The sequence below is a fragment of the Variovorax sp. Soil_C_12 genome (genome assembly GCF_057657375.1).
The window spans coordinates 581,159-599,276 of the sequence record NZ_JBDGIO010000002.1 but is presented as its reverse complement, the minus strand read 5'-3'; the positions used below and the strand labels follow the sequence as shown (position 1 = coordinate 599,276).

Genomic DNA, 18,118 nt, shown 5'->3' with positions numbered 1-18,118 from the left:
CGTCACGAACGCCACATGCCCTGCTGCGCCATCTCGCCGACGATGCGCACCAGGTGGCCCGCCACGGCGGTGACGGCGCGCGATGGCCCCTTGGCCTTGGCGAAGGCCATCGCCACGGTGCGCTGGAACGGCGGCTCCACGATGCGCGCCGCCTGCAGCTTGCCCTCCTGCACTTCCTGCCAGACGGCATGCAGCGGGAGCACCGTGTACAGCCGCTCCTGCGCGGTCAGCTGCTTCTGCAGCGGCAGCGAATCGGCCTCGATCACCGGCGCCAGCGCGATGCGCGCCAGCCGCGCGCCCGCGTCGAGCGCGGTGCGCAGCCCGTTGGGCGCGCCCGGCAGGATGAAGGGCAGTCCGTTCAGGCTGGCGAAGGGCACCGAGCCGGCGGCGGTCAGGCGGTCGCCGGGCGGGCCGATGAGATAGCTGTCGACCGTGGCCAGCGCCTGTTCCTGCTCCGGCAGGGTGGGGCCGTAGCGGTAGAGGATGGCGATGTCGACGCGGGCATCGGTCAGCCATTCCTCGACCTGGCCGCTGGAGCCTTCCAGCACCTTGAGGCTGACGCCGGCGTGGCGGTCGCGCACCTCGGCGAAGAGCCGGCCGATCAGGATGGTGCCGATGGAGGGCAGGCTGCCCAGGGTCACGGTGCCCACCGGCTCCCGCAGGTCGGCGCGGATGCCGTGCTCCAGCGCCTGCGCGCGCTCCAGCAGCTCCTTCACCTGCGGGAACAGGCGCTGCCCGGTCTCCGACAACTCCACGCCGCGGCCGGTGCGGTTGAACAGCCGCGATCCGCATTCGCGCTCCAGCGCGTTGACCTGGCGGCTCAGGAAAGACTGGTTGCTGTCGAGGAACAGCGCGGCGCGCGTGAGGCTCCCAAGCTCTCCGATGGCGACGAACGAACGCCACTTCTGGAGGTCGGCCGCGATGTCCAGTGCGAAGTCGGTGGCCTTGGGCTTGTGCATCAGGCCGGATTATCGAGCCGCCGCACCCATTCTGCGATGGCGGCCGCGATCGCCTGCGGCTGCTCCGGCACCAGCGCATGGCCGGCGCCGGCGATCACCTGCACCGTGACCTTGGCGCCCAGTGCGTCCGCCAGCTCGGCACGCGTGGCCGGCGGGCGCCAGGCATCCTGTGCGCCCTGCAGGTCCAGCACCGGCGCATGGCTGCGGCCGAACCATTCGTCCTTCGGTGGATGCTGGCCGGCCTCGCGGTAGGCTGCCCGCCATTGCGGATACCAGCCCTGCAGCCAGGGCCGCGGGTCGTTGCCCGGCGCGAACATGCAAAGCCGCAGGGCGTCGAGCCGCTCCTGCTCCTCGCGCGCAGGATCGGACGCGATGGCCAGCGCCTGCGCCATGCCGGCAGGGAACTCGCGCGGGGCGGCCCCCAGCACCACCACGCCGCGCACGCACGCGGGATGGCGCAGGTCGGTGACCCGCGCCACCCAGTGGCCGTAGGCATGGCCCACCACGACCGCCGGGGTGGCGGCCAGCTGCGCGATCGCGCCGGCGACGTCGGCTGCCAGCGTCTCGAGCGTCATGCCCGCGGGTGGCGCACTGCTGCGCCCCATGCCGCGCGGCTGCGGCCGCAGCACGCGGAAGCCTTCGGACGCCAGCAGGTCGGCGAGCAGGTCGAAGTCCTCCGAATCCCTCAACGAGGACGGCAGCAGCACGATGGCCGGGCCCGTGCCCTCGACGATCACCTCGATGCGCGCCGGCCCGAGCTGCAGCAGTTCGCGCCGGCGGCTCATTCCACCATCGCGCCGGATGCCTTGACGAGCCGGGCCCACTTGGGAATCTCGCTGCGGATCAGGGCGGAGAACTCGTCCGGGGTCGACGCCGCGGGCTCGATGCCGAGGGCGGTGAGCTGCCGCTTCATGCCGGCGTCCGCCATGGCGCGGATCACGGCCGCATGCAAGGCGGTCACGACCTCCTTCGACGTGCCGGCCGGTGCGAGCACGCCCAGCCAGTTGGACACTTCGTAGCCGGGCAAGCCCGCTTCCGCCAGCGTCGGCACCTGCGGCAGCGCGGCCATCCGCATGCGCGAAGTCACGGCCAGCGCGCGCACCCGGCCCGACTTGATGTGCTCTTCGTAGACCGTGAACGAGTCGAAGGTCGCATCGACGCGACCCGCCAGCAGGTCGGTGAGCAAGGGCGCGCTGCCCTTGTACGGCACGTGTACCAGGTCGACGCCGGCGAGGCTTTCGAAGAGCGCGCCCGAAAGGTGGCTGGAGCTGCCGTTGCCGGCCGAGCCGTAAGTGAGTTGGCCGGCCTTGGCCCGCGCCAGCGCGATCAGTTCGTCGACGTTGCGCGCCTTCACCGACGGGCCCACGACCAGCACGCGCGGCGTGATGTGCGTCAGCGCGATCGGCGCGAAGTCCTTCAGCGGGTCGTAGCGCAGCTTCGAATACAGGGCCGGGTTGATGGCCTGCGTGCCCATGGTGCCGAACAGCAGCGTGTAGCCATCCGCCGGGGCGCGCGCCACGATCTCGCAGGCCACCGTGCCGCCGGCGCCGCCGCGGTTGTCGATCACCACCTGCTGCCCGAGTTGCTCGCCCAGGTGCTGCGCCAGGCCGCGCGCCATCAAGTCCGCGGCGCCGCCGGCCGGGAACGGCACGACCAGCCGCAACGGGCGTTCGGGGAAGGCGGCCCATGCGGCCAGCGGCGCAGCCGCAAGGGCGGCGGCCAGCAGGATGCGGCGGCGAGTCGGGCTGTGCATGGTCTTGGCTCCTGTGTTCACGGCGACTCTAGCCCTCGGTTCGGCGTGCGCCCATGCAGGCACGCGCAAGGCTGCTATGCAGGACGGGTCAGGACGGCCTGCATAGCAGCCTTGCGCGAATGGTGCATGGCTGGCATGGGCTGTCGCTCCTAGACTGCGCCATCGCCGCATCCGGCCCGATCGCCGGACCCACCGCACCCTAGGAGACAACACCATGACACCGACCCGCCGCCCGTTTTTCGCCACCATCGCCCTGACGCTCGTGGGCGGCCTTTTCATCACCGGCACTGCCGCGCAGGCCGAGGACTGGCCGGCCAAGCCCATCAAGCTCATCGTGCCCTACGCGGCGGGCGGTCCGACCGATGCCATCGCGCGCCTGCTGGCGACGAAGGTGGGCGCCACTTTGGGCAAGCCGGTGGTGGTCGACAACCGCGCCGGCGCGGGCGGCACCATCGGCGTCGATGCGACCGTCAAGGCGAGCGCCGACGGCTACACCTTCGCACTGGTGGCGCCCGGCCCGCTGGCCGGCATGCCCAACCTGATGAAGGCGCCCTACGCGCTCGACGACCTCCAGTACCTGACGCTGGTGGCGAAGATCCCCAGCGTGCTGGTGGTCAACAGCAAGTCGGGCATCGATTCGCTCGAGACGCTGGTGAAGAAGGCGAAGGCCGAGCCCGACAAGCTGAGCTACAGCTCGGCCGGCCCCGGCACCACCCCGCACATCGGCATGGAGATCTTCAAGGACCAGGCCAAGATCAACATCCTGCACGTCCCGTACAAGGGCGCCGCACCGGCCATCACCGGCCTGCTGGGTGGCGAGGTGCAGGTCGCCATGGTGGACCTGCTGCCGGTGATGGCGCACATCAACAACGGCTCCCTGAAGGCCCTGGCGGTGGCTGCCGCCAGCCGCGCGCCGCAGTTGCCCAACGTGCCGACCACGGCAGAGAAGGGCTTGCCCAAGGTCACGATGGAAACCACCTACGGCATCGTCGCGCCCAAGGGCGTGCCGGCCGCCATCGCGACGCGGGTGCGCGAGGCGTTCGTCTCCGCCGTCAACGCGCCCGAGATGAAGCAGCAGCTCCTGCAGCAGGGCGCATTGCCGGTCACCGCCACCAGCGCCGAGTACCAGCAGCTGATACAGGCCGAATCCGCCAAGTGGAAGGACATCATCGGCAAGGCCAGGATCACGCTGGAGTGATGCGCTTCCCGCTGGACGCCTTGCCATGAAGATCACCACAGCCACGTTGCAGCCCTGCACGCAGGCGCTGGCCGACCCGCAATGGAAGTTCGCGCGCGCCCAGGTGCCGCGGCTGGAGGGCTGGGTGCTGCGCCTGGCCGATCAGGATGGGCATGAGGGCCTGGGGTATTGCCACGCCATTCCCGCCATCTCCACCCACGGCGCCGGCGCCGAAGCGGGCCTCGCCTTCCTGGCGCAGAGCCTGGTCGGCCGGCCGGTGGAAGACCTCGCCGGCACGATGGAAGAGATCGACACCACGCTGGCCTACCAGCCCACCGTGAAGGCCGCGATCGACATGGCGCTGCACGATCTGCTGGCGCGTCGCCTGGGCGTGCCGGTGCATGTGCTCCTGGGCGGCAAGCTGCGCGACGCAGTGGCCCTGTCGCGCATCCTGCCGATCAAGACGCCGGACGAGATGGCCGCCATGGCCGGCCGGCTGGCCGATGAGGGCTACAGGCAACTGAAGCTGAAGCTCTCCGGCGACACCGACCTCGACGTGCAGCGCATCGCAGCGGTGCGCGCCGCCGTCGGCGAGGGAGTGGCACTCACGCTGGACCCCAACCAGTCGTACAACGCCAAGCAGATGATCGCCGCCTTCGGCCGCATGGAGCGCTACGGCATCGCGCTGATCGAGCAGCCGGTGCCGGCCGCCGATGTCGCGGGCCTGGCCTTGCTGACGCGCACCTTGCCGGTGGCGATCGAGGCCGACGAAAGTGCCCAGAGCGTGCGCGACGTGTTCCGTCTGGTTTCGGAGCGTGCCGTGGACGTGATCAACCTGAAGCTCACCAACCTCGGCGGCATCCGCCGCTTCCTGCAAGCCGTGCGCATCTGCGAGGCCGGCGAAGTCGGCTGCCGCATGGGCGCGGCCTTCGGGCCCGCGCTGCTGCAGGCCATGAGCCTGCAGGCCGCCAGCGTGATCCGGCGCTTGCCCCATGCCTGCGAGCTGTCGGAGCACTTGCACCTGCAGGACGATCCCTTTACGCCGTTGCCGGTGCACGACGGACAACTGCGGCTGCCGGAAGGTCCCGGCTGCGGCGTGCGCTACAAGAACTGAGGACGACATGAAGACGAGAATTCGCCGGGGCGCAGGCCTCCTCCTGGCCGCATTGGCCGTCGGCGCCGCGGCGCAGGACTATCCGAGCCGGCCGTTGCGCCTGGTGGTGCCCTTCGCGCCGGGCGGCGGCGCCGACATCGTGGCCCGTGCCGTGGCGGCCCCGCTCGCCAGGCGGCTCGGGCAGCCGGTGGTGGTCGACAACAAACCGGGCGGCGGCGGCACGCTGGCCGCCGACCTGGTCGCCAAGGCGCAAGCCGACGGCTACACGCTGCTGTACACCACGCCAGGCCCGCAGATGGCCAACCCCTACCTGATGGCGAAGCTGCCCTACGACGCAGTGCGTGACCTGGTGCCGGTATCGGAAGTGGCCATCGTTCCCAATGTGCTGGTGGTGAACAAGAATCTGCCCGTGCGCACGCTCAAGGAGTTCATCGCCTATGCCAAGGCCAACCCCGGCAAGGTCAATTTCGCCAGCGCCGGCCAGGGCGCCAGCAGCCACCTGGCCGGCGAGTCGTTCAAGCAGTCCGCTGGCGTGTCCATCGTCCACATCCCCTACCGCGGCACCGGTCCGGCACTGAGCGACCTGCTGTCGGGTCAGGTGCAGATGGCGATCGACAGCATCGCGGTCTACAAGCCGCACATCGACAGCGGCGCCTTGCGCGCGCTCGGTGTGGCCACTGCCAGGCGCTCGCCACTGCTTCCCGACGTACCGCCCATCGCCGACGAGCTGAAGGGCTTCGATGCGGCGCCGATCAACTACATCTCGGTGCCGGCGAAGACGCCGCAGGCGGTCATCGAGCGCCTGAACCGGGACATCAACGCGGTGCTGGAGTCGCCGGAACTCAAGGAGCAACTCGCCGCCAGCGGTGTCGTTCCCCAGGGCAGCACGCCGGCGGAGATGGCCGCGCTGATCCGCAGCGAGGCGGCCAAGTGGAAGAAGGTGATCGAAGTCTCCGGCGCCAAGCTCGATTGAATCCGAACAAGGAAAGGAACCCTCCATGAACGACCTGACACAACTCGAAGTGCGCCTCGACGACTTCGTCGCCACCCTCACCATGAACGCGCCGCCGGTGAACGCACTGACCCGCACGCTCAACGACGAACTCACGCTCGCGCTCGATCGCATCTCCGAAATGGACGAGGTGCGCGCCGTGGTGCTGACCGGTGCCGGCAAGGTGTTCTGCGCAGGCGCCGACCTCAAGGGCCGGGCCTCGGTGATCAAAGGGCCGGGCGACCTGCCGGCCCATTCGCGCCGCACCCGCGAGTGCTTCCACGCGATCCGCGAATGCGCGAAGCCGGTGGTGGTCGCCATCAACGGCGCCGCGCTCGGTTCCGGGCTGGCCATGGTGGCTTCGAGCGACGTGCTGATCGCCTCCGAGAAAGCGTCGCTGGGCCTGCCCGAAGTGGACGTCGGCCTGCTGGGCGGCTGTCGCCATGCCATGCGCCTGTTCAGCCACTCGCGCCTGCGCCGCATGGCGCTCACCGGCCTGCGCGTGGACGGCGCCGAGCTGTACCGGCTGGGCGTGGTGGAGGCTTGCGTGCCGCCCGAGGAGCTGATGCCCAGGGCGCTGGAGATCGCGCGCACCATCGCCTCGAAGAGCCCGGTGTCGACCCGGATGGGTAAACACACCCTGAACGTGATCGAGGACATGAGCCTGCGCGACGGCTACCGCTACGAGCAGGACATGACCGCGCAGATCGGCAAGACCGACGATGCCAAGGAAGCGCAGCGCGCCTTTGCCGAGAAGCGGGCGCCGGTCTTCACCGGCCGCTGAGCGCTGTCGCTCGGGTGATCGACAGGGCCGGTCGCTCCGGGTCCAATGATGGCTTCGTCCCAAGGAGCGCCCATGTTTGCCGAACCGTCCCCGAAATCCGCCGAGTTGCTGCAGCGCCTGCGCGCATTCTTCGACCAGCACATCTACCCCAACGAGGAGCGCTACCACCGCGAGATGGATGCGTTCCGCCGCCAGGGCAGCCCCTGGCAGGTGGTGCCGCTGATCGAGGAGCTGAAGCCGAAGGCGCGCGCGGCCGGCCTGTGGAACATGTTCCTGCCGCACCCCTACGAGGGCCACGGCGGCATCTCCAATCTCGACTACGCACCGCTGTGCGAGGTGATGGGGCGCGTGTCGTGGTCCGGGGAGGTGTTCAACTGCTCCGCCCCCGACACCGGCAACATGGAGACGCTGGAGCGCTACGCCACCGACCCGCAGAAGCAGCAGTGGCTAAAGCCCCTGCTGGCCGGCGAGATCCGCTCCGCCTTCCTGATGACGGAGCCCGCCGTGGCCTCGTCGGACGCCACCAACATCCAGTGCTCGATCCGGCGCGACGGCGACCACTACGTGATCAACGGCCGCAAGTGGTTCTCTTCCGGCGCCGGCAGCCCGCGTTGCAAGATCTTCATCGTCATGGGCAAGACCGACGCGGACGCGCCGCGGCATGCGCAGCAGTCCATGGTGCTGGTGCCGCGCGACACCCCCGGCGTCACAGTGGCGCGGCACCTGTCGGTGTTCGGCTACGACGACGCGCCGCACGGCCACATGGAAGTCGTGCTGGAGAACGTGCGCGTGCCCGTGGACAACATCCTGCTGGGCGAGGGCCGCGGCTTCGAGATCGCGCAGGGCCGCCTGGGGCCGGGCCGCATCCACCACTGCATGCGCTCCATCGGCGCCGCCGAGCGCGCGCTGGAACTGATGTGCGACCGCCTGCAGAAGCGCATCGCCTTCGGCAAGCCGCTGGCCGAGCAGTCGGTCTGGCACGAACGCATCGCCGAGTCGCGCTGCATGATCGACCAGGCCCGCCTGCTGACGCTCAACGCGGCGTGGAAGATGGACACCGTGGGCAACAAGGTGGCGCGCGCCGAGATCGCGATGATCAAGGTGGTCGCGCCCAACATGTCGTGCAAGGTGGTGGACTGGGCCATCCAGGCCCATGGCGGTGGCGGCGTCAGCCAGGACTTCTGGCTGGCCGAGGCCTACGCGCACCAGCGCACCGTGCGGCTGGTCGATGGACCGGACGAAGTGCATCGCAACGCCATCGCCAAGCTGGAACTCGCGAAGCACCGCTGAAAGGCGTCAAGGACGAGTTGCGCGCCGGCGCATCACAGTGTTGACGCCCGGGCGCTAGTCGGGCGGCACGGCGACTTCGAGAATGCAAGGCATCAAGGAGATTCGCCACATGAGCACTGCCACCGGCCCCCTGTCCCACGTCAAGGTCCTCGACCTCAGCCGCATCCTCGCCGCCCCATGGGCAGGCCAGATCCTGGCCGACCTGGGCGCCGAAGTCATCAAGGTCGAGCGGCCGGGCGCCGGGGACGACACCCGCAGCTGGGGACCGCCCTTCCTGAAAGACGCCGAGGGCCACGACACCCGGGAAGCCGGCTACTACCTCGCGGTCAACCGCGGCAAGCGCTCCATCACGGTCAGCCTGGAGAAACCGGAAGGCCAGAAGATCGTGAAGGAGCTGGCGGCCCGCGCCGACATCGTGCTGGAGAACTACAAGGCCGGCACGCTGGCGCGCTACGGCCTCGACGAGGCCTCGCTGCGCGAGATCAATCCGCGACTGATCTACTGCTCGGTCACCGGCTTCGGCCAGACCGGCCCGCGCCGCGACCAGCCGGCCTACGACTTCCTGATCCAGGCCATGGGCGGGCTGATGAGCGTGACGGGCGAGAAGGACGGCAGGCCCGGCGGCGGACCGCAGAAGGTGGGCGTGCCCATCGTCGACATCATGACCGGCATGTACGCCGCCGTGTCCGTGCTGGCGGCGCTGGCGCGGCGCGACCGGACCGGCGTCGGCGACACCATCGACATCGCCATGCTCGACGTGCAGGTCGCGACGCTCGCCAACCAGGCCATGAACTACCTGGTCTCGGGCAAGGTGCCGCGCCGCAACGGCAATGCCCACCCCAACATCCAGCCGCAGGACGTGTACGCCTGCGCCGATGGCGACGTGATCCTGGTGGTGGGCAACGACGGCCAGTTCGCCAAGCTGTGCCAGGTGTTCGGCCAGCCCGAGTGGGCGAGCGACCCGCGCTTCGCGACCAACGCCCAGCGGGTGCGCAACATCGGCGAGCTGTCGGCGCTGCTGTGCGACCAGTTCGCCGAATGGGAGCGCGAGAAGCTGATCGCCGCGCTCGACGGCGTCGGCGTGCCTTGCGGGCCCATCAACACCGTCGCCGACGTCTTCAAGGATCCGCAGGTCAAGGCGCGCGGCCTGCTGCGCCATGCGCCGCACCCGAGCGGCGTGGACGCACCGCAAGTCGCCAGCCCGATGCGCTTCGGCGGGGAGGCCCTGCCGGCCGGCAGCGCGCCGCCCGTGCTCGGCCAGCACAGCGAGGCGATCCTTTCCGAACTGGGCTACGCCGGCGCCGACATCGAAGCATTGCGAAAGGCGGAGGTGATCTGATGGCTGCCGCCCTGACCCTGCACTGGTCGCCCAAGTCACCCTACGTGCGCAAGGTGATGGTGTGCGCGCATGAACTGGGCCTCGCGCCGCAGCTGAAGCTGGTGCGCTCGGTGGCCGCCATGCTCCGGCCGAACCCGGAGATCATGGCGGTCAATCCGCTGTCCAAGATCCCGACGCTGGTCCGCGAGGACGGCTCCGTGCTCTTCGATTCGGTGGTGATCTGCGAGTACCTCAACGCACGGGCCGGCGGAATGCTGTTCCCCGAAGGCGAGCCGCGCTGGCAGGCGCTGCGCTGGCATGCCTTCGGCGATGGTCTGCTCGATGCCCTGATCCTCTGGCGCAACGAGCGCGAGCGCCAGGTGCCGCTGCAGCCGCTGCTGGAGGCCTTCGAACTGAAGACGCATGCCTCGCTGCGCATGCTGGATGCGGAAGCGGGGGCGCTCGCGACGGAGCCCTTCTCGATCGGCCAGGTCACGGTGGGCTGTGCGCTCGGCTACCTCGACTACCGCTTCGACGCCCTCGGCTGGCGGGCGCAGGCACCGCGCCTGGCGGACTGGTTCGACGCGCTGTGCAGGCGGCCCTCCTTCCAGGCGACCCGCCCGGTCGATGGCTGAGGGGATCAGCGGTACAGGTGTTCCGCGTTGGTGCTCAGAACCTGACGCACCACGGCATCGCTGCCCGCCCATTCCATGAACATGTCCAGCAGTTGGACCGGATCCGGCGCCGGCGTCACGCGCAGGTGGGGCCAGTCGCTGCCCCACACCAGCCGCTCGGGATTGGCGGCGACCATCTTCTGCTGGAACTCGCGCCCGACCTCCCAGTCGCTGTCGTTCAACAGGTTGCGGTAGGCGCACAGCTTCACCCACACTTTTCCTGTCTCCAGGAGGCCGAGCAAAGTCCGGAAGCCGGGGTCCTCGACGCCCGCCTTCGGGTCGAAGCCGCCCATGTGGTCGATGACGACGGGGACCGGCAGCGCCCGCAGCTGCGCTGCGATCTCGCCGAGTGCGCGGCAGTCGGTCCAGAGCTCCGCGTGCAGCCCGGCATCGGCGAGTTGGGGCGCGAGCGCCTGCAGGTCGGCCAGCGACGCGCTGCCCGCGAAGTTGGCCCCGGCGCCGCTGCGGTGACTGAAGCGGGCGCCACGTACGCCCTGCGCCCGCAGGTCCGCCAGGCCCAGGGGACTGCCGGGCCGCACCACGACCACGCCGCGCAGCGCGGGCTGAACCGCCAGCGCATGCAGCAGCAGCGAATGGTCGTCGCCATAGGCGCTGGGATGGACCAGCACGCCGTTGCTGAGGCCGAGGCGTCGCAACAGCGCGGTGTACTGCGGCTCGATGGCCTCCGGCGGCGTGTAGCTGCGCTCCGCCGCCAGGGGGAAGCGTTCGTAGGGGCCGAAGAGGTGGGCGTGGCAGTCCCAGCTGCCCGGCGCGTCGACGTTGTTCATCGCAGCGCTTCGTGCTGCGGCAGCGGGAAGGCAGGCTGCACACCTTCGGGCAGCGGGATCTCGTGGCAGTTGAGCGTCATGGCGACCATGGTGTAGTAGCCGATCAGCGCCGTGAGCTCGACCACGGTGCGCTCGCCGAAGCGCTCCAGCACCGCGGCATAGGTCGCGTCCGAAACCGATTTGTCGCGGTTCAGCTCCACCGCATAGCGCCACACGAGCGCATCGTCTTGCGACATCCCCGGAGGCTCGGTCTGCGCCAGCAAGGCATCGATGATGGGCGGCTCGATGCCGGCCTTCTCGCCCTCGATGCGATGCGCGTACCACTCGAAGGGTGAGCGGCAGGCGCGCCCCGTCACCAGGATGGCGATCTCCGACAGCCGCGCAGGCAGCGAGGTGCCATAGCGCAACAGCGCGCCGAACGCCTGCCATCGGTCTGCAAGTTCTGCGTTGTGCAGGACCGCGCGCAACGGTCCCTGGATCTTTCCGCGCGGACCGGAAATGATCTTGTCGTACACCGCCCGCTGGGCAGCGTCCATGATGTCTGGGGAAGGCAGTGAGATCCGTGGCATGGCATGTTCCAGAGGACGCGACCGGAAGGTCGACCGATGTGGTCCATCATAGGCAACGACAGCGCGCCGGCCTCCAGGTTCACGGCAACGCTGCTATGCGGAAACTCGCAAGGCGAAGCAGTCGACCGATGGGTGCCATCTCGCTTCATCGAGCCCTGGTTCGCCCCCGCGACTTCGCAGCCCCGACGCCCCCAAAGAGCGCGACCCCGAGGTCCGTCGGATCCTTCGCGTCGAACGCGCTGGTCTGGAACAGCTTCGAGAACTCGCAGACCTCCTGCGCCAGGTTCGCGATCGATGACATCAGCGAGCTCTGGCCACCGCTTCGGTACAGGGCTCTTCCGACGACAATCCGCAGGCCATGAAAGCCACTTCCTATGGGGTGCTCATCCTCAACGAGCAAGGTCAGCTCCTGCTGGCGCACGCCACCGGGCAGAAGCACTGGGACATCCCGAAGGGTGGCGCGGAAGAAGGCGAGTCCGCGCGCGAGGCGGCCATCCGCGAAGTCCGGGAAGAGACAGGCATCGAACTGACTGCGGATTCGATGGAGGAGCTCGGGCGCATGGCCTATCTCCCCCGAAAGGAACTGCACCTGTTCCGTGTCGTCCTGCACACGCGCGACTGCGATATCGCGGCATGCAAGTGCACGAGCTTCTTCCCTCACCACGCGTCGGGCGTGATGACCCCTGAAGTGGACCAGTTCAGGTGGGTGGACATCGCCGATGTCCCGGCGCTTGCCGCGAAGTCGATGACGGCGCTGCTTCGGAGGCTACCGGGCTTCGAGGGGATGCCGCCGGTCGAAGCTTAGGAATCCGGGCCACAAGCAAGTTCGCCCCGACCCACAACACAGTGCGTCACTTCTGCAAGACAAGGCGCCCTGGTATGTGATCTCGGATGGGATGGCTGCGGCGCGCGGGTTGTCGGGAGCGAGGTAGATGAAACGCTGCGTCACGCCGGGTCGAGTCGGGATGTCCACCACCTGAGCCGCGGTCTGCGCGCTCAGCGGCAGGAACAGGCCGAATGACAGCAGTAACAGAAGCAGCCGCCAGCGGCGCATGGAGGGTTTCACCATGAACTCCTTGGAAAGATGAGAGAGGAGGTTCCTTGTCCGGTGCGGCTTCGCTTAAGCTTCCTTGACCAGACTACCAGAGGTCTTCGCCATGCTCCCGATGCGTCCCGGATGCGAGTGTTGTGACCGAGACTTGCCGCCAGAACCGACTGCCGCACGGATCATCGGCACAGACCCTCCAATCAACCGTCATGGCTGCCCAAGACGAGCATGAGCATTCCTTCAAGCATCGCGATGCTCTGGGGCGCTTTCTGCGCCGAGGTTGGAGAGGATTGCTCCGACCGGTTCTTCGAGGCGTTCCACTTCGATGACAACGAGGCCACCGCCAACGAGCTTGCCGACCTTGTGCTTGCCGGCGTCAAGCGGGCCACTGCTGGTCTGGTCTGGTCATTCGAGAACGCAGGCGGTTCACCACCCGAGCCCGGTGCCCTCAGCGTCGTCACCTACTGGGACGGAAGGCCTGCCTGTGTCATCGAAACTCTGCAGGTCGAGGTGTTGCCATTCGACCAAGTCACCGCCGAATTCGCAGCCATCGAAGGCGAAGGCGATGGGTCGTTGGCGTACTGGCGCCGCGTGCACTGGGCCTACTTTGGCCGCGAGTGCGCGCGCCTGGGTCGGGAACCGAGTCTGACCATGCCTGTGGCGTGCGAGCGGTTCAGTGTCATCTACCGAGGCAACGGCCGATGAAGTTCGACACATTGCCCCAAACCTGTCTCGCACTGGCCGCCGGGAGCGCACGAGAAGACAGCTTCGACTGGTATTTCATTGCATTGAAGGATGCCGCGTACGCGAGCGAGGCGTCCATCCGGGTAGAGAAGATCAACGGGCCTGTGCTCAGGATCACCGGCATCGACGACAAGCTCTGGCCATCGACCGAACTGACGCAGTTCGCTGTAGAGCGCTTCCAGCACGACGGCGAGCATGCCCCCAACGATGTGCGCAGCACGCTGGCGCAGCTGCAGGCGGTCGCGGCCTATCCCGGCCAGCCGGTCGTGCGTGCCGCGAGCGGCGACACCGCGCTGATCAAGCAGCTGCTCGATATCGGTGCGCAGAACCTGCTGGTCCCCATGGTCGACACCGCTGCACAGGCGCGCGCGCTGGTCGCGGCCACGCGCTATCCGCCGGAGGGCGTGCGCGGCGTCGGCGCTGCCGTGGCACGGGCCTCGCGCTGGCACGCAGGTACCTCGAGCTCGGCGCCACCTTCGTGGCAGTCGGCATCGACGTCACGCTGCTCGCGCAGGCTGCACGCCGCCTGGCCGGCGAATTCGGCCTCGGCACCGAGAGCGCGATGAGCGCCGCCGGGGCATCCGCTTACTGAGCATTGCCGCCCGCGGTGCGCATCAGGGGGCTCGCGACTCCTTGAAGACGCGGCGCGCCAGCGTGGAACGGTGCAGCTCCGAGGCGCCGTCGTAGATGCGGAAAGGGCGCATCTCGCGCAGGATCATCGAGACCGGCGCGTCTTCGGACATGCCGAGCGCTCCCATGATCTGCGCGGCGCGATCCGCCACCCGTCCCACCGCTTCCGACACGAACACCTTCACCATGGCCGATTCGTGCTTGATGCTTTCGTTGGCGTCGAGCTTCGCAGCGGCGTGCCAGGTCATCAGGCGTGCGGCATGGAGGTCGATGTGGGAATCCGCCACCATCGCCTGCACCTGCTGCAGCTGCGCCAGGGGCTGCCCGAAGGAGCTTCTGCGCTTCGCATAGTCCTGCGCCAGCGACATCGCACGCGAGGCGCGCCCGATGAATCGCATGCAGTGCGACAGGCGCGCCGGTTCGAGCCGGATCTGCGCGGAGGCGAAGCCCCGGCCCACCTCGCCCAGCACCGCATCGTCGCCGACGAAGCAGTCCTGGAGCTCGATCTCGCCGTGGCCGCCGATCTGGAAGCCGTCGATGCTGGCGATGTTGCGCACCACGCGGTAGCCGGGGTTGTCGGCATCGACGATGAAGATCGTCGCGCCCTCGCCGGTCCTGGCGAGCACCAGCGCGAACGAGGCACCCACCGCGCCGCTGATGAACCACTTGCGGCCGGAGATCGACCATCCGCCGGGGCGGCGCTCGGCCACGGTCTGCAGCATCGACGGATCGGAACCCGCGCCGGGCTCGGGTTCGGTCATCGCAAAGCAGGACCTCGTCTCGCCGCGTGCCAGGGGCGCGAGGTAGCGCTGCTGCTGCGCGGGTGAGCCGTCGGTCAGCAGGTTGATCATGTTCGGCTGATCCGGCGGCGCACAGTTCATGGCCAGCGGCGCGAGAAAGCTGCGGCCCGCCTCTTCGAGGATCACCGAACGATCGCGCCAGGACAGGCCCAGGCCGCCCCAGGCCGCCGGGAGCTGCGGCCCGTAGAGGCCCGCCTCCCTGGCCTTGCCGCGCAACAGATGGGCCGTCTCTTCGAGGGCGTTCAGGTCGTGCGCGAGCGCCGGGCTCTCGCGCGGGATGGCCTCATCATCGACGAAGCGGCGCACCGCCTCGCGCAGGGCGGGAAGCCGATCGCTGTAGCCGAACATGCCGGCGCCTCAGCCACCATACCCGGCTTGCGCCAGGGTACGTTTGGCGATGTTGAGCTGGTGGATCTGGCTCGTGCCTTCGTAGAGCCGGAACAGCCGCACGTCGCGGTAGAACCGCTCCATGCCGTGATCCGCGATGTAGCCGTAGCCGCCCAGCATCTGCACGCAGCGGTCGGCCACGCGGCCGCACATCTCGGAGGCGAAGTACTTGCAGATCGACGCCTCCATCGTCACGTCGATGCCCTCGTCGCGCTTGCGCGCGGTGTCCAGTACCAGCGCCCGGGCGGCATGGATCTCGGTCTGGCTGTCGGCGATCAGGGCCTGGACCAGCTGGAAGCTGGCGAGCGCCTGGCCGAACTGCTTGCGCGTGGCCACGAAGCTCACCGCATCCTCCAGCATGCGGATCGCCGGGCCGATGCACAGGGCGGCCAGGTGGATGCGCTGCTTGTTGAGCACCTTCATTGCGGTCTTGAAGCCTTGGCCTTCGCGGCCGCCGATGACGTTCTCCGCCGGCACGATGCAGTTGTCCATGTGCACCTCGGACACCGGCGAGCCGGCCTGGCCCATCTTCTTGTAGGCCGGGCCGGTGCTGAGCCCGGGCATGCCGCGCTCGACCAGGAAGGCCGTGACGCCGCGCGCCGACTGGTCTGCGGGGTCGGTGCGCGCCATCACCGTGAAGAGGCCTGCGATCGGCGCGTTGGTGATGAAGCACTTGGTGCCGTTCAGCACGAAGTGCTCGCCTTCGCGCCGCGCCGAACTGCGCAGCGAGACGGCATCCGAACCGGCTTCCGGCTCCGTCAGCGCGAAGGCCCCGGTGAGCTCGCCGCTGGCGAGCCGGGGAAGGTAGCGTCTTTTCTGCGCCTCGGTGCCATCGGCCACCAGGGCCTCGGAACCGATGCCGGTGTTGGTGCCGACACGGGCCCGGAATGCCACCGAACACTGCGACAGCTCCAGGGCGGCCAGCACCAGCTCTTCGGTCGTCATGCCCGCGCCGCCATAGGCTTCGGGGATCGACCAGCCGAACAGACCTTGTGATGCCATGTCGGCCACCAGGTCGGCGGGCACCTCGTCGGCCTCGGCCACGCGCGCCTCGTTCGGGACCAGCCGCTCGCGCACGTAGCTGCGAAGGCTGCCGAGGAATTGCTCGAAGGCTTGGGGATCACGCTGCATGTCTCGCTCCTCGATCAGTCCAGCTTCGTGCCGGTGGACTTGACCAGCGCTGCCCAAGAGGCCGTTTCGGTCTTGATCACCGCGGCGAACTGCGCCGGCGTGTTGCCGACCGGCTCGGCGCCCAGGTCGATCAGGCGCTTGCGGAAGTCCGGCTTGGCCAAGGCCTTGGTCGCGGCGGCGTGCAGGCGCTCGACGATCTCCGGCGGCGTGGCGGCGGGCGCCATCAGGCCCTTCCATGCGCCGAAGGAGAAGCCCTTGACGCCGGACTCGGCGACGGTCGGGATGTCGGGTGCGGCTGTGGCGCGCTTGTCGGTGGACACGGCCAGCGCCCTGAGCTTGCCCGACTGCACATGGGGCCACAGGGCCGGCATGTTGTCGATCATCATCGCGATCTGTCCGGCGAGCAGGTCGTTCAGCGCCGGGCCCGTGCCCTTGTACGGCACGTGGACCATGGTGGTGCCGGTGAGCTGATTGAACCATTCGCCCGCCAGGTGCGCCGGGCTGCCGTTGCCCGGCGAGCCGAAGCTGACCTCGGTCGGCCTGGACTTGGCGTAGGCGATGAACTCGGGCACCGTCTTCGCCGGGATCTTCGGGTTGATCGCCATCAGGTTCGGTTCCTGGATCAGCAGGGTCACCGGCCGCAGGTCCTTGACCGGGTCGTAGGGCATCCTGGCGTAGAGGCTGGGGTTGATGACGGTCGGGCCCGCAGCGGCGATCAGCAGCGTGTAGCCGTCGGGCGGCGCCTTGGCGACGAAGTCACCACCGATGTTGCCACCGGCCCCGGCCTTGTTCTCGACGATGACCGGCTGCCCCAGCTCGGGACGCAAGGCCTCGGCGAGCAGCCGGGCGAGCACGTCGGTGGAGCCACCGGGCGCGAAGGGCACGATGAGGCGGATCGGCTTGGTCGGATAGCCCGGCTCGGCGTGCACGGCGGAAGCCAATGCCAGCAGGCTGGCGGCGGCCATCAGGAACATCTTGCGCATGGAGGTCTCCAGGAAATTTCGTGTGGAATCGGTGGGCGTTGCGAGCTCTGAAGACTACCGACGGGCATGACATATGGAAAACCATGTTTCTCTATCTTGAACGCCAGCCCTCGCCGGCGCACGCAGCCCGACGTAGCATCCGGTGCGCAACTCCTGTCCTCACATGCCCGCCGCCCGCCACCCCGACCCCGACTTCGCGACCACGCTGCAGCACGGCCTGCAGGTCCTGCACTGCTTCACCGTCGGCGAACCCGCGCTCGGCAACAAGGAGCTCGCGGAGCGCACGGGCCTGTCGAAGGCGACCATCTCGAGACTGACCTACACCCTGGCCGCGCGCGGCCTCGTGGTCTTCGATGCGCACCTGCGGCGCTATCGCCTGGGCTCCACGGCGCTCACGATCGGCTATCCGCTGATGGCCAGCCTGCGCATCCGGCAAGTCGCGCGCTCGCGCATGAAGCAGCTGGCCGACGAAGTGGGCGGCTCGGTGTCGCTGGGCATGCGGGACCGCACGCGCATGGTCTACGTCGAGACCAGTCGCGGGCACGACCTCAGCGCATGGCGGCCCGACATCGGAGCGGCCATCCCGATGCTGCCCACGGCGATGGGCCGCAGCTGGCTCGCGCAGGCGCCGCAGGGGCTGCGCGAAGAAGTCCTGGCGCAGATCGAGGCGTCGGAACCCGGCCAGGTGCAGCGGTACGAAGGCGATCTCATCCAGGCGCAGGCCGATCTGAAGCGAAAGGGCTTCTGCATCTCCCGCGGCGCGTGGCGCAGCGACGTGCAGGCGGTCGGCGTGCCGATCCTGATCCCCCAGGACGGCGAAACGCTGGTTCTCAACTGCGGCGTGCTCACCGCGCGGCTTGCACCGCGTCAGCTCGAGCAGCGCATCGGGCCCCGCCTCGTCGAGCTGGCACGCAGCGTGGAGGCCGACCTCGGCACTACGCCATGAAAAAATGCCGCCCCCACGCTCCCTCACTTCGT

19 protein-coding genes and 2 pseudogenes are annotated in these 18,118 nt (G+C 68.9%); 13 read left to right on the top strand and 8 right to left on the bottom strand.

The window, feature by feature from the left end; translation table 11 throughout:
* Positions 1 to 2 precede the first annotated feature (2 nt).
* From AC3A6X_RS07860 to AC3A6X_RS07850, 3 genes are read right to left on the bottom strand one after another with little or no spacing between them, the layout of a single operon-like run.
* The gene (locus tag AC3A6X_RS07860; protein WP_487841649.1) at positions 3 to 959 is read right to left on the bottom strand and encodes a LysR family transcriptional regulator; all 957 of its coding nucleotides are present in this window, start codon (positions 957 to 959) and stop codon (positions 3 to 5) included.
* Positions 959 to 1,744, bottom strand: a complete 786-nt coding sequence (locus AC3A6X_RS07855; RefSeq protein WP_487841648.1) for an alpha/beta fold hydrolase — start codon at positions 1,742 to 1,744, stop codon at positions 959 to 961. Before AC3A6X_RS07855 ends, AC3A6X_RS07860 begins: the two co-directional genes overlap by 1 nt.
* Positions 1,741 to 2,712, bottom strand: a complete 972-nt coding sequence (locus AC3A6X_RS07850; protein ID WP_487841647.1) for a Bug family tripartite tricarboxylate transporter substrate binding protein — start codon at positions 2,710 to 2,712, stop codon at positions 1,741 to 1,743. The genes AC3A6X_RS07855 and AC3A6X_RS07850 overlap by 4 nt, the downstream gene beginning before the upstream one ends.
* A 214-nt stretch (positions 2,713 to 2,926) precedes the next feature.
* Between AC3A6X_RS07850 and AC3A6X_RS07845 the strand changes: the two genes are divergently transcribed.
* The 7 genes from AC3A6X_RS07845 to AC3A6X_RS07815 all read left to right on the top strand — a co-directional run bounded on the left by AC3A6X_RS07845 (position 2,927) and on the right by AC3A6X_RS07815 (position 10,021).
* The gene (locus tag AC3A6X_RS07845; protein WP_487841646.1) at positions 2,927 to 3,910 is read left to right on the top strand and encodes a Bug family tripartite tricarboxylate transporter substrate binding protein; all 984 of its coding nucleotides are present in this window, start codon (positions 2,927 to 2,929) and stop codon (positions 3,908 to 3,910) included.
* 25 nt (positions 3,911 to 3,935) lie between these two features.
* Positions 3,936 to 5,003, top strand: a complete 1,068-nt coding sequence (locus tag AC3A6X_RS07840) for a mandelate racemase/muconate lactonizing enzyme family protein (RefSeq protein ID WP_487841645.1) — start codon at positions 3,936 to 3,938, stop codon at positions 5,001 to 5,003.
* A 7-nt stretch (positions 5,004 to 5,010) separates the two neighbouring features.
* Positions 5,011 to 5,976 carry a Bug family tripartite tricarboxylate transporter substrate binding protein gene (locus AC3A6X_RS07835; RefSeq protein WP_487841644.1) on the top strand — a complete coding sequence of 322 codons (966 nt, stop codon included), beginning with the start codon at positions 5,011 to 5,013 and terminating at the stop codon, positions 5,974 to 5,976.
* Positions 5,977 to 6,001: 25 nt separating this feature from the next.
* Positions 6,002 to 6,778, top strand: coding sequence for an enoyl-CoA hydratase/isomerase family protein (locus AC3A6X_RS07830; protein ID WP_487841643.1), 777 nt, complete (start codon positions 6,002 to 6,004; stop codon positions 6,776 to 6,778).
* A gap of 72 nt (positions 6,779 to 6,850) precedes the next feature.
* The gene (locus AC3A6X_RS07825) at positions 6,851 to 8,068 is read left to right on the top strand and encodes an acyl-CoA dehydrogenase family protein (protein ID WP_487841642.1); all 1,218 of its coding nucleotides are present in this window, start codon (positions 6,851 to 6,853) and stop codon (positions 8,066 to 8,068) included.
* Between the two features lie 109 nt (positions 8,069 to 8,177).
* On the top strand, positions 8,178 to 9,407 hold the full coding sequence (locus tag AC3A6X_RS07820; protein ID WP_309962547.1) for a CaiB/BaiF CoA transferase family protein: 1,230 nt from the start codon (positions 8,178 to 8,180) through the stop codon (positions 9,405 to 9,407).
* Entirely contained in the window at positions 9,407 to 10,021 is a 615-nt protein-coding gene (locus AC3A6X_RS07815; RefSeq protein ID WP_487841641.1) for a glutathione S-transferase family protein, read from the top strand. Before AC3A6X_RS07820 ends, AC3A6X_RS07815 begins: the two co-directional genes overlap by 1 nt.
* A 5-nt stretch (positions 10,022 to 10,026) precedes the next feature.
* On the opposite strand, the gene AC3A6X_RS07810 is transcribed toward AC3A6X_RS07815, so the two are convergent.
* Together AC3A6X_RS07810 and AC3A6X_RS07805 are read right to left on the bottom strand one after the other, a co-directional pair.
* Positions 10,027 to 10,848 carry an amidohydrolase family protein gene (locus AC3A6X_RS07810; protein WP_487841640.1) on the bottom strand — a complete coding sequence of 274 codons (822 nt, stop codon included), beginning with the start codon at positions 10,846 to 10,848 and terminating at the stop codon, positions 10,027 to 10,029.
* Positions 10,845 to 11,417 carry a carboxymuconolactone decarboxylase family protein gene (locus tag AC3A6X_RS07805; protein WP_487841639.1) on the bottom strand — a complete coding sequence of 191 codons (573 nt, stop codon included), beginning with the start codon at positions 11,415 to 11,417 and terminating at the stop codon, positions 10,845 to 10,847. Before AC3A6X_RS07805 ends, AC3A6X_RS07810 begins: the two co-directional genes overlap by 4 nt.
* Positions 11,418 to 11,775: 358 nt before the next feature.
* Here AC3A6X_RS07805 and AC3A6X_RS07800 point away from each other — a divergent pair, with 358 nt between their 5' ends.
* The 5 genes and pseudogenes from AC3A6X_RS07800 to AC3A6X_RS07780 form a co-directional block, all read left to right on the top strand.
* Positions 11,776 to 12,222, top strand: a complete 447-nt coding sequence (locus tag AC3A6X_RS07800) for an NUDIX hydrolase (RefSeq protein ID WP_487841638.1) — start codon at positions 11,776 to 11,778, stop codon at positions 12,220 to 12,222.
* 352 nt (positions 12,223 to 12,574) lie between these two features.
* The gene (locus tag AC3A6X_RS07795) at positions 12,575 to 12,697 is read left to right on the top strand and encodes a DUF1272 domain-containing protein (protein WP_487841637.1); all 123 of its coding nucleotides are present in this window, start codon (positions 12,575 to 12,577) and stop codon (positions 12,695 to 12,697) included.
* Positions 12,694 to 13,170 carry an ASCH domain-containing protein gene (locus AC3A6X_RS07790; RefSeq protein ID WP_487841636.1) on the top strand — a complete coding sequence of 159 codons (477 nt, stop codon included), beginning with the start codon at positions 12,694 to 12,696 and terminating at the stop codon, positions 13,168 to 13,170. The genes AC3A6X_RS07795 and AC3A6X_RS07790 overlap by 4 nt, the downstream gene beginning before the upstream one ends.
* Positions 13,167 to 13,355 (top strand): annotated as a pseudogene (locus tag AC3A6X_RS07785) (hypothetical protein); the annotation flags it as partial. The gene AC3A6X_RS07790 and the pseudogene AC3A6X_RS07785, both read left to right, overlap by 4 nt.
* Positions 13,356 to 13,394: 39 nt before the next feature.
* A pseudogene (locus AC3A6X_RS07780) lies at positions 13,395 to 13,658 on the top strand (aldolase/citrate lyase family protein); the annotation flags it as partial.
* Between the two features lie 165 nt (positions 13,659 to 13,823).
* Here AC3A6X_RS07780 and AC3A6X_RS07775 read toward each other — a convergent pair.
* The 3 genes from AC3A6X_RS07775 to AC3A6X_RS07765 are packed head-to-tail and all read right to left on the bottom strand — an operon-like array spanning position 13,824 to position 17,140.
* Positions 13,824 to 14,987, bottom strand: a complete 1,164-nt coding sequence (locus tag AC3A6X_RS07775; RefSeq protein ID WP_487841635.1) for an acyl-CoA dehydrogenase family protein — start codon at positions 14,985 to 14,987, stop codon at positions 13,824 to 13,826.
* A 9-nt stretch (positions 14,988 to 14,996) separates the two neighbouring features.
* A complete protein-coding gene (locus AC3A6X_RS07770; RefSeq protein WP_487841634.1) occupies positions 14,997 to 16,157 on the bottom strand; it encodes an acyl-CoA dehydrogenase family protein in 1,161 nt (386 codons plus the stop codon).
* Positions 16,158 to 16,171: 14 nt separating this feature from the next.
* Entirely contained in the window at positions 16,172 to 17,140 is a 969-nt protein-coding gene (locus AC3A6X_RS07765) for a Bug family tripartite tricarboxylate transporter substrate binding protein (RefSeq protein WP_487841633.1), read from the bottom strand.
* 163 nt (positions 17,141 to 17,303) lie between these two features.
* On the opposite strand from AC3A6X_RS07765, the gene AC3A6X_RS07760 reads away from it, so the two are divergent.
* A complete protein-coding gene (locus tag AC3A6X_RS07760; protein WP_487841632.1) occupies positions 17,304 to 18,086 on the top strand; it encodes an IclR family transcriptional regulator in 783 nt (260 codons plus the stop codon).
* Positions 18,087 to 18,118 lie beyond the last annotated feature (32 nt).

What these genes read in the sequence shown, in the direction of transcription:
- AC3A6X_RS07860 (WP_487841649.1), bottom strand. Translation starts at nt 959, where the DNA reads ATGCACAAGCCCAAGGCCACCGACTTCGCACTGGACATCGCGGCCGAC.
- AC3A6X_RS07855 (WP_487841648.1), bottom strand. Translation starts at nt 1,744, where the DNA reads ATGAGCCGCCGGCGCGAACTGCTGCAGCTCGGGCCGGCGCGCATCGAG.
- AC3A6X_RS07850 (WP_487841647.1), bottom strand. Translation starts at nt 2,712, where the DNA reads ATGCACAGCCCGACTCGCCGCCGCATCCTGCTGGCCGCCGCCCTTGCG.
- AC3A6X_RS07845 (WP_487841646.1), top strand. Translation starts at nt 2,927, where the DNA reads ATGACACCGACCCGCCGCCCGTTTTTCGCCACCATCGCCCTGACGCTC.
- AC3A6X_RS07840 (WP_487841645.1), top strand. Translation starts at nt 3,936, where the DNA reads ATGAAGATCACCACAGCCACGTTGCAGCCCTGCACGCAGGCGCTGGCC.
- AC3A6X_RS07835 (WP_487841644.1), top strand. Translation starts at nt 5,011, where the DNA reads ATGAAGACGAGAATTCGCCGGGGCGCAGGCCTCCTCCTGGCCGCATTG.
- AC3A6X_RS07830 (WP_487841643.1), top strand. Translation starts at nt 6,002, where the DNA reads ATGAACGACCTGACACAACTCGAAGTGCGCCTCGACGACTTCGTCGCC.
- AC3A6X_RS07825 (WP_487841642.1), top strand. Translation starts at nt 6,851, where the DNA reads ATGTTTGCCGAACCGTCCCCGAAATCCGCCGAGTTGCTGCAGCGCCTG.
- AC3A6X_RS07820 (WP_309962547.1), top strand. Translation starts at nt 8,178, where the DNA reads ATGAGCACTGCCACCGGCCCCCTGTCCCACGTCAAGGTCCTCGACCTC.
- AC3A6X_RS07815 (WP_487841641.1), top strand. Translation starts at nt 9,407, where the DNA reads ATGGCTGCCGCCCTGACCCTGCACTGGTCGCCCAAGTCACCCTACGTG.
- AC3A6X_RS07810 (WP_487841640.1), bottom strand. Translation starts at nt 10,848, where the DNA reads ATGAACAACGTCGACGCGCCGGGCAGCTGGGACTGCCACGCCCACCTC.
- AC3A6X_RS07805 (WP_487841639.1), bottom strand. Translation starts at nt 11,417, where the DNA reads ATGCCACGGATCTCACTGCCTTCCCCAGACATCATGGACGCTGCCCAG.
- AC3A6X_RS07800 (WP_487841638.1), top strand. Translation starts at nt 11,776, where the DNA reads ATGAAAGCCACTTCCTATGGGGTGCTCATCCTCAACGAGCAAGGTCAG.
- AC3A6X_RS07795 (WP_487841637.1), top strand. Translation starts at nt 12,575, where the DNA reads ATGCTCCCGATGCGTCCCGGATGCGAGTGTTGTGACCGAGACTTGCCG.
- AC3A6X_RS07790 (WP_487841636.1), top strand. Translation starts at nt 12,694, where the DNA reads ATGAGCATTCCTTCAAGCATCGCGATGCTCTGGGGCGCTTTCTGCGCC.
- AC3A6X_RS07775 (WP_487841635.1), bottom strand. Translation starts at nt 14,987, where the DNA reads ATGTTCGGCTACAGCGATCGGCTTCCCGCCCTGCGCGAGGCGGTGCGC.
- AC3A6X_RS07770 (WP_487841634.1), bottom strand. Translation starts at nt 16,157, where the DNA reads ATGCAGCGTGATCCCCAAGCCTTCGAGCAATTCCTCGGCAGCCTTCGC.
- AC3A6X_RS07765 (WP_487841633.1), bottom strand. Translation starts at nt 17,140, where the DNA reads ATGCGCAAGATGTTCCTGATGGCCGCCGCCAGCCTGCTGGCATTGGCT.
- AC3A6X_RS07760 (WP_487841632.1), top strand. Translation starts at nt 17,304, where the DNA reads ATGCCCGCCGCCCGCCACCCCGACCCCGACTTCGCGACCACGCTGCAG.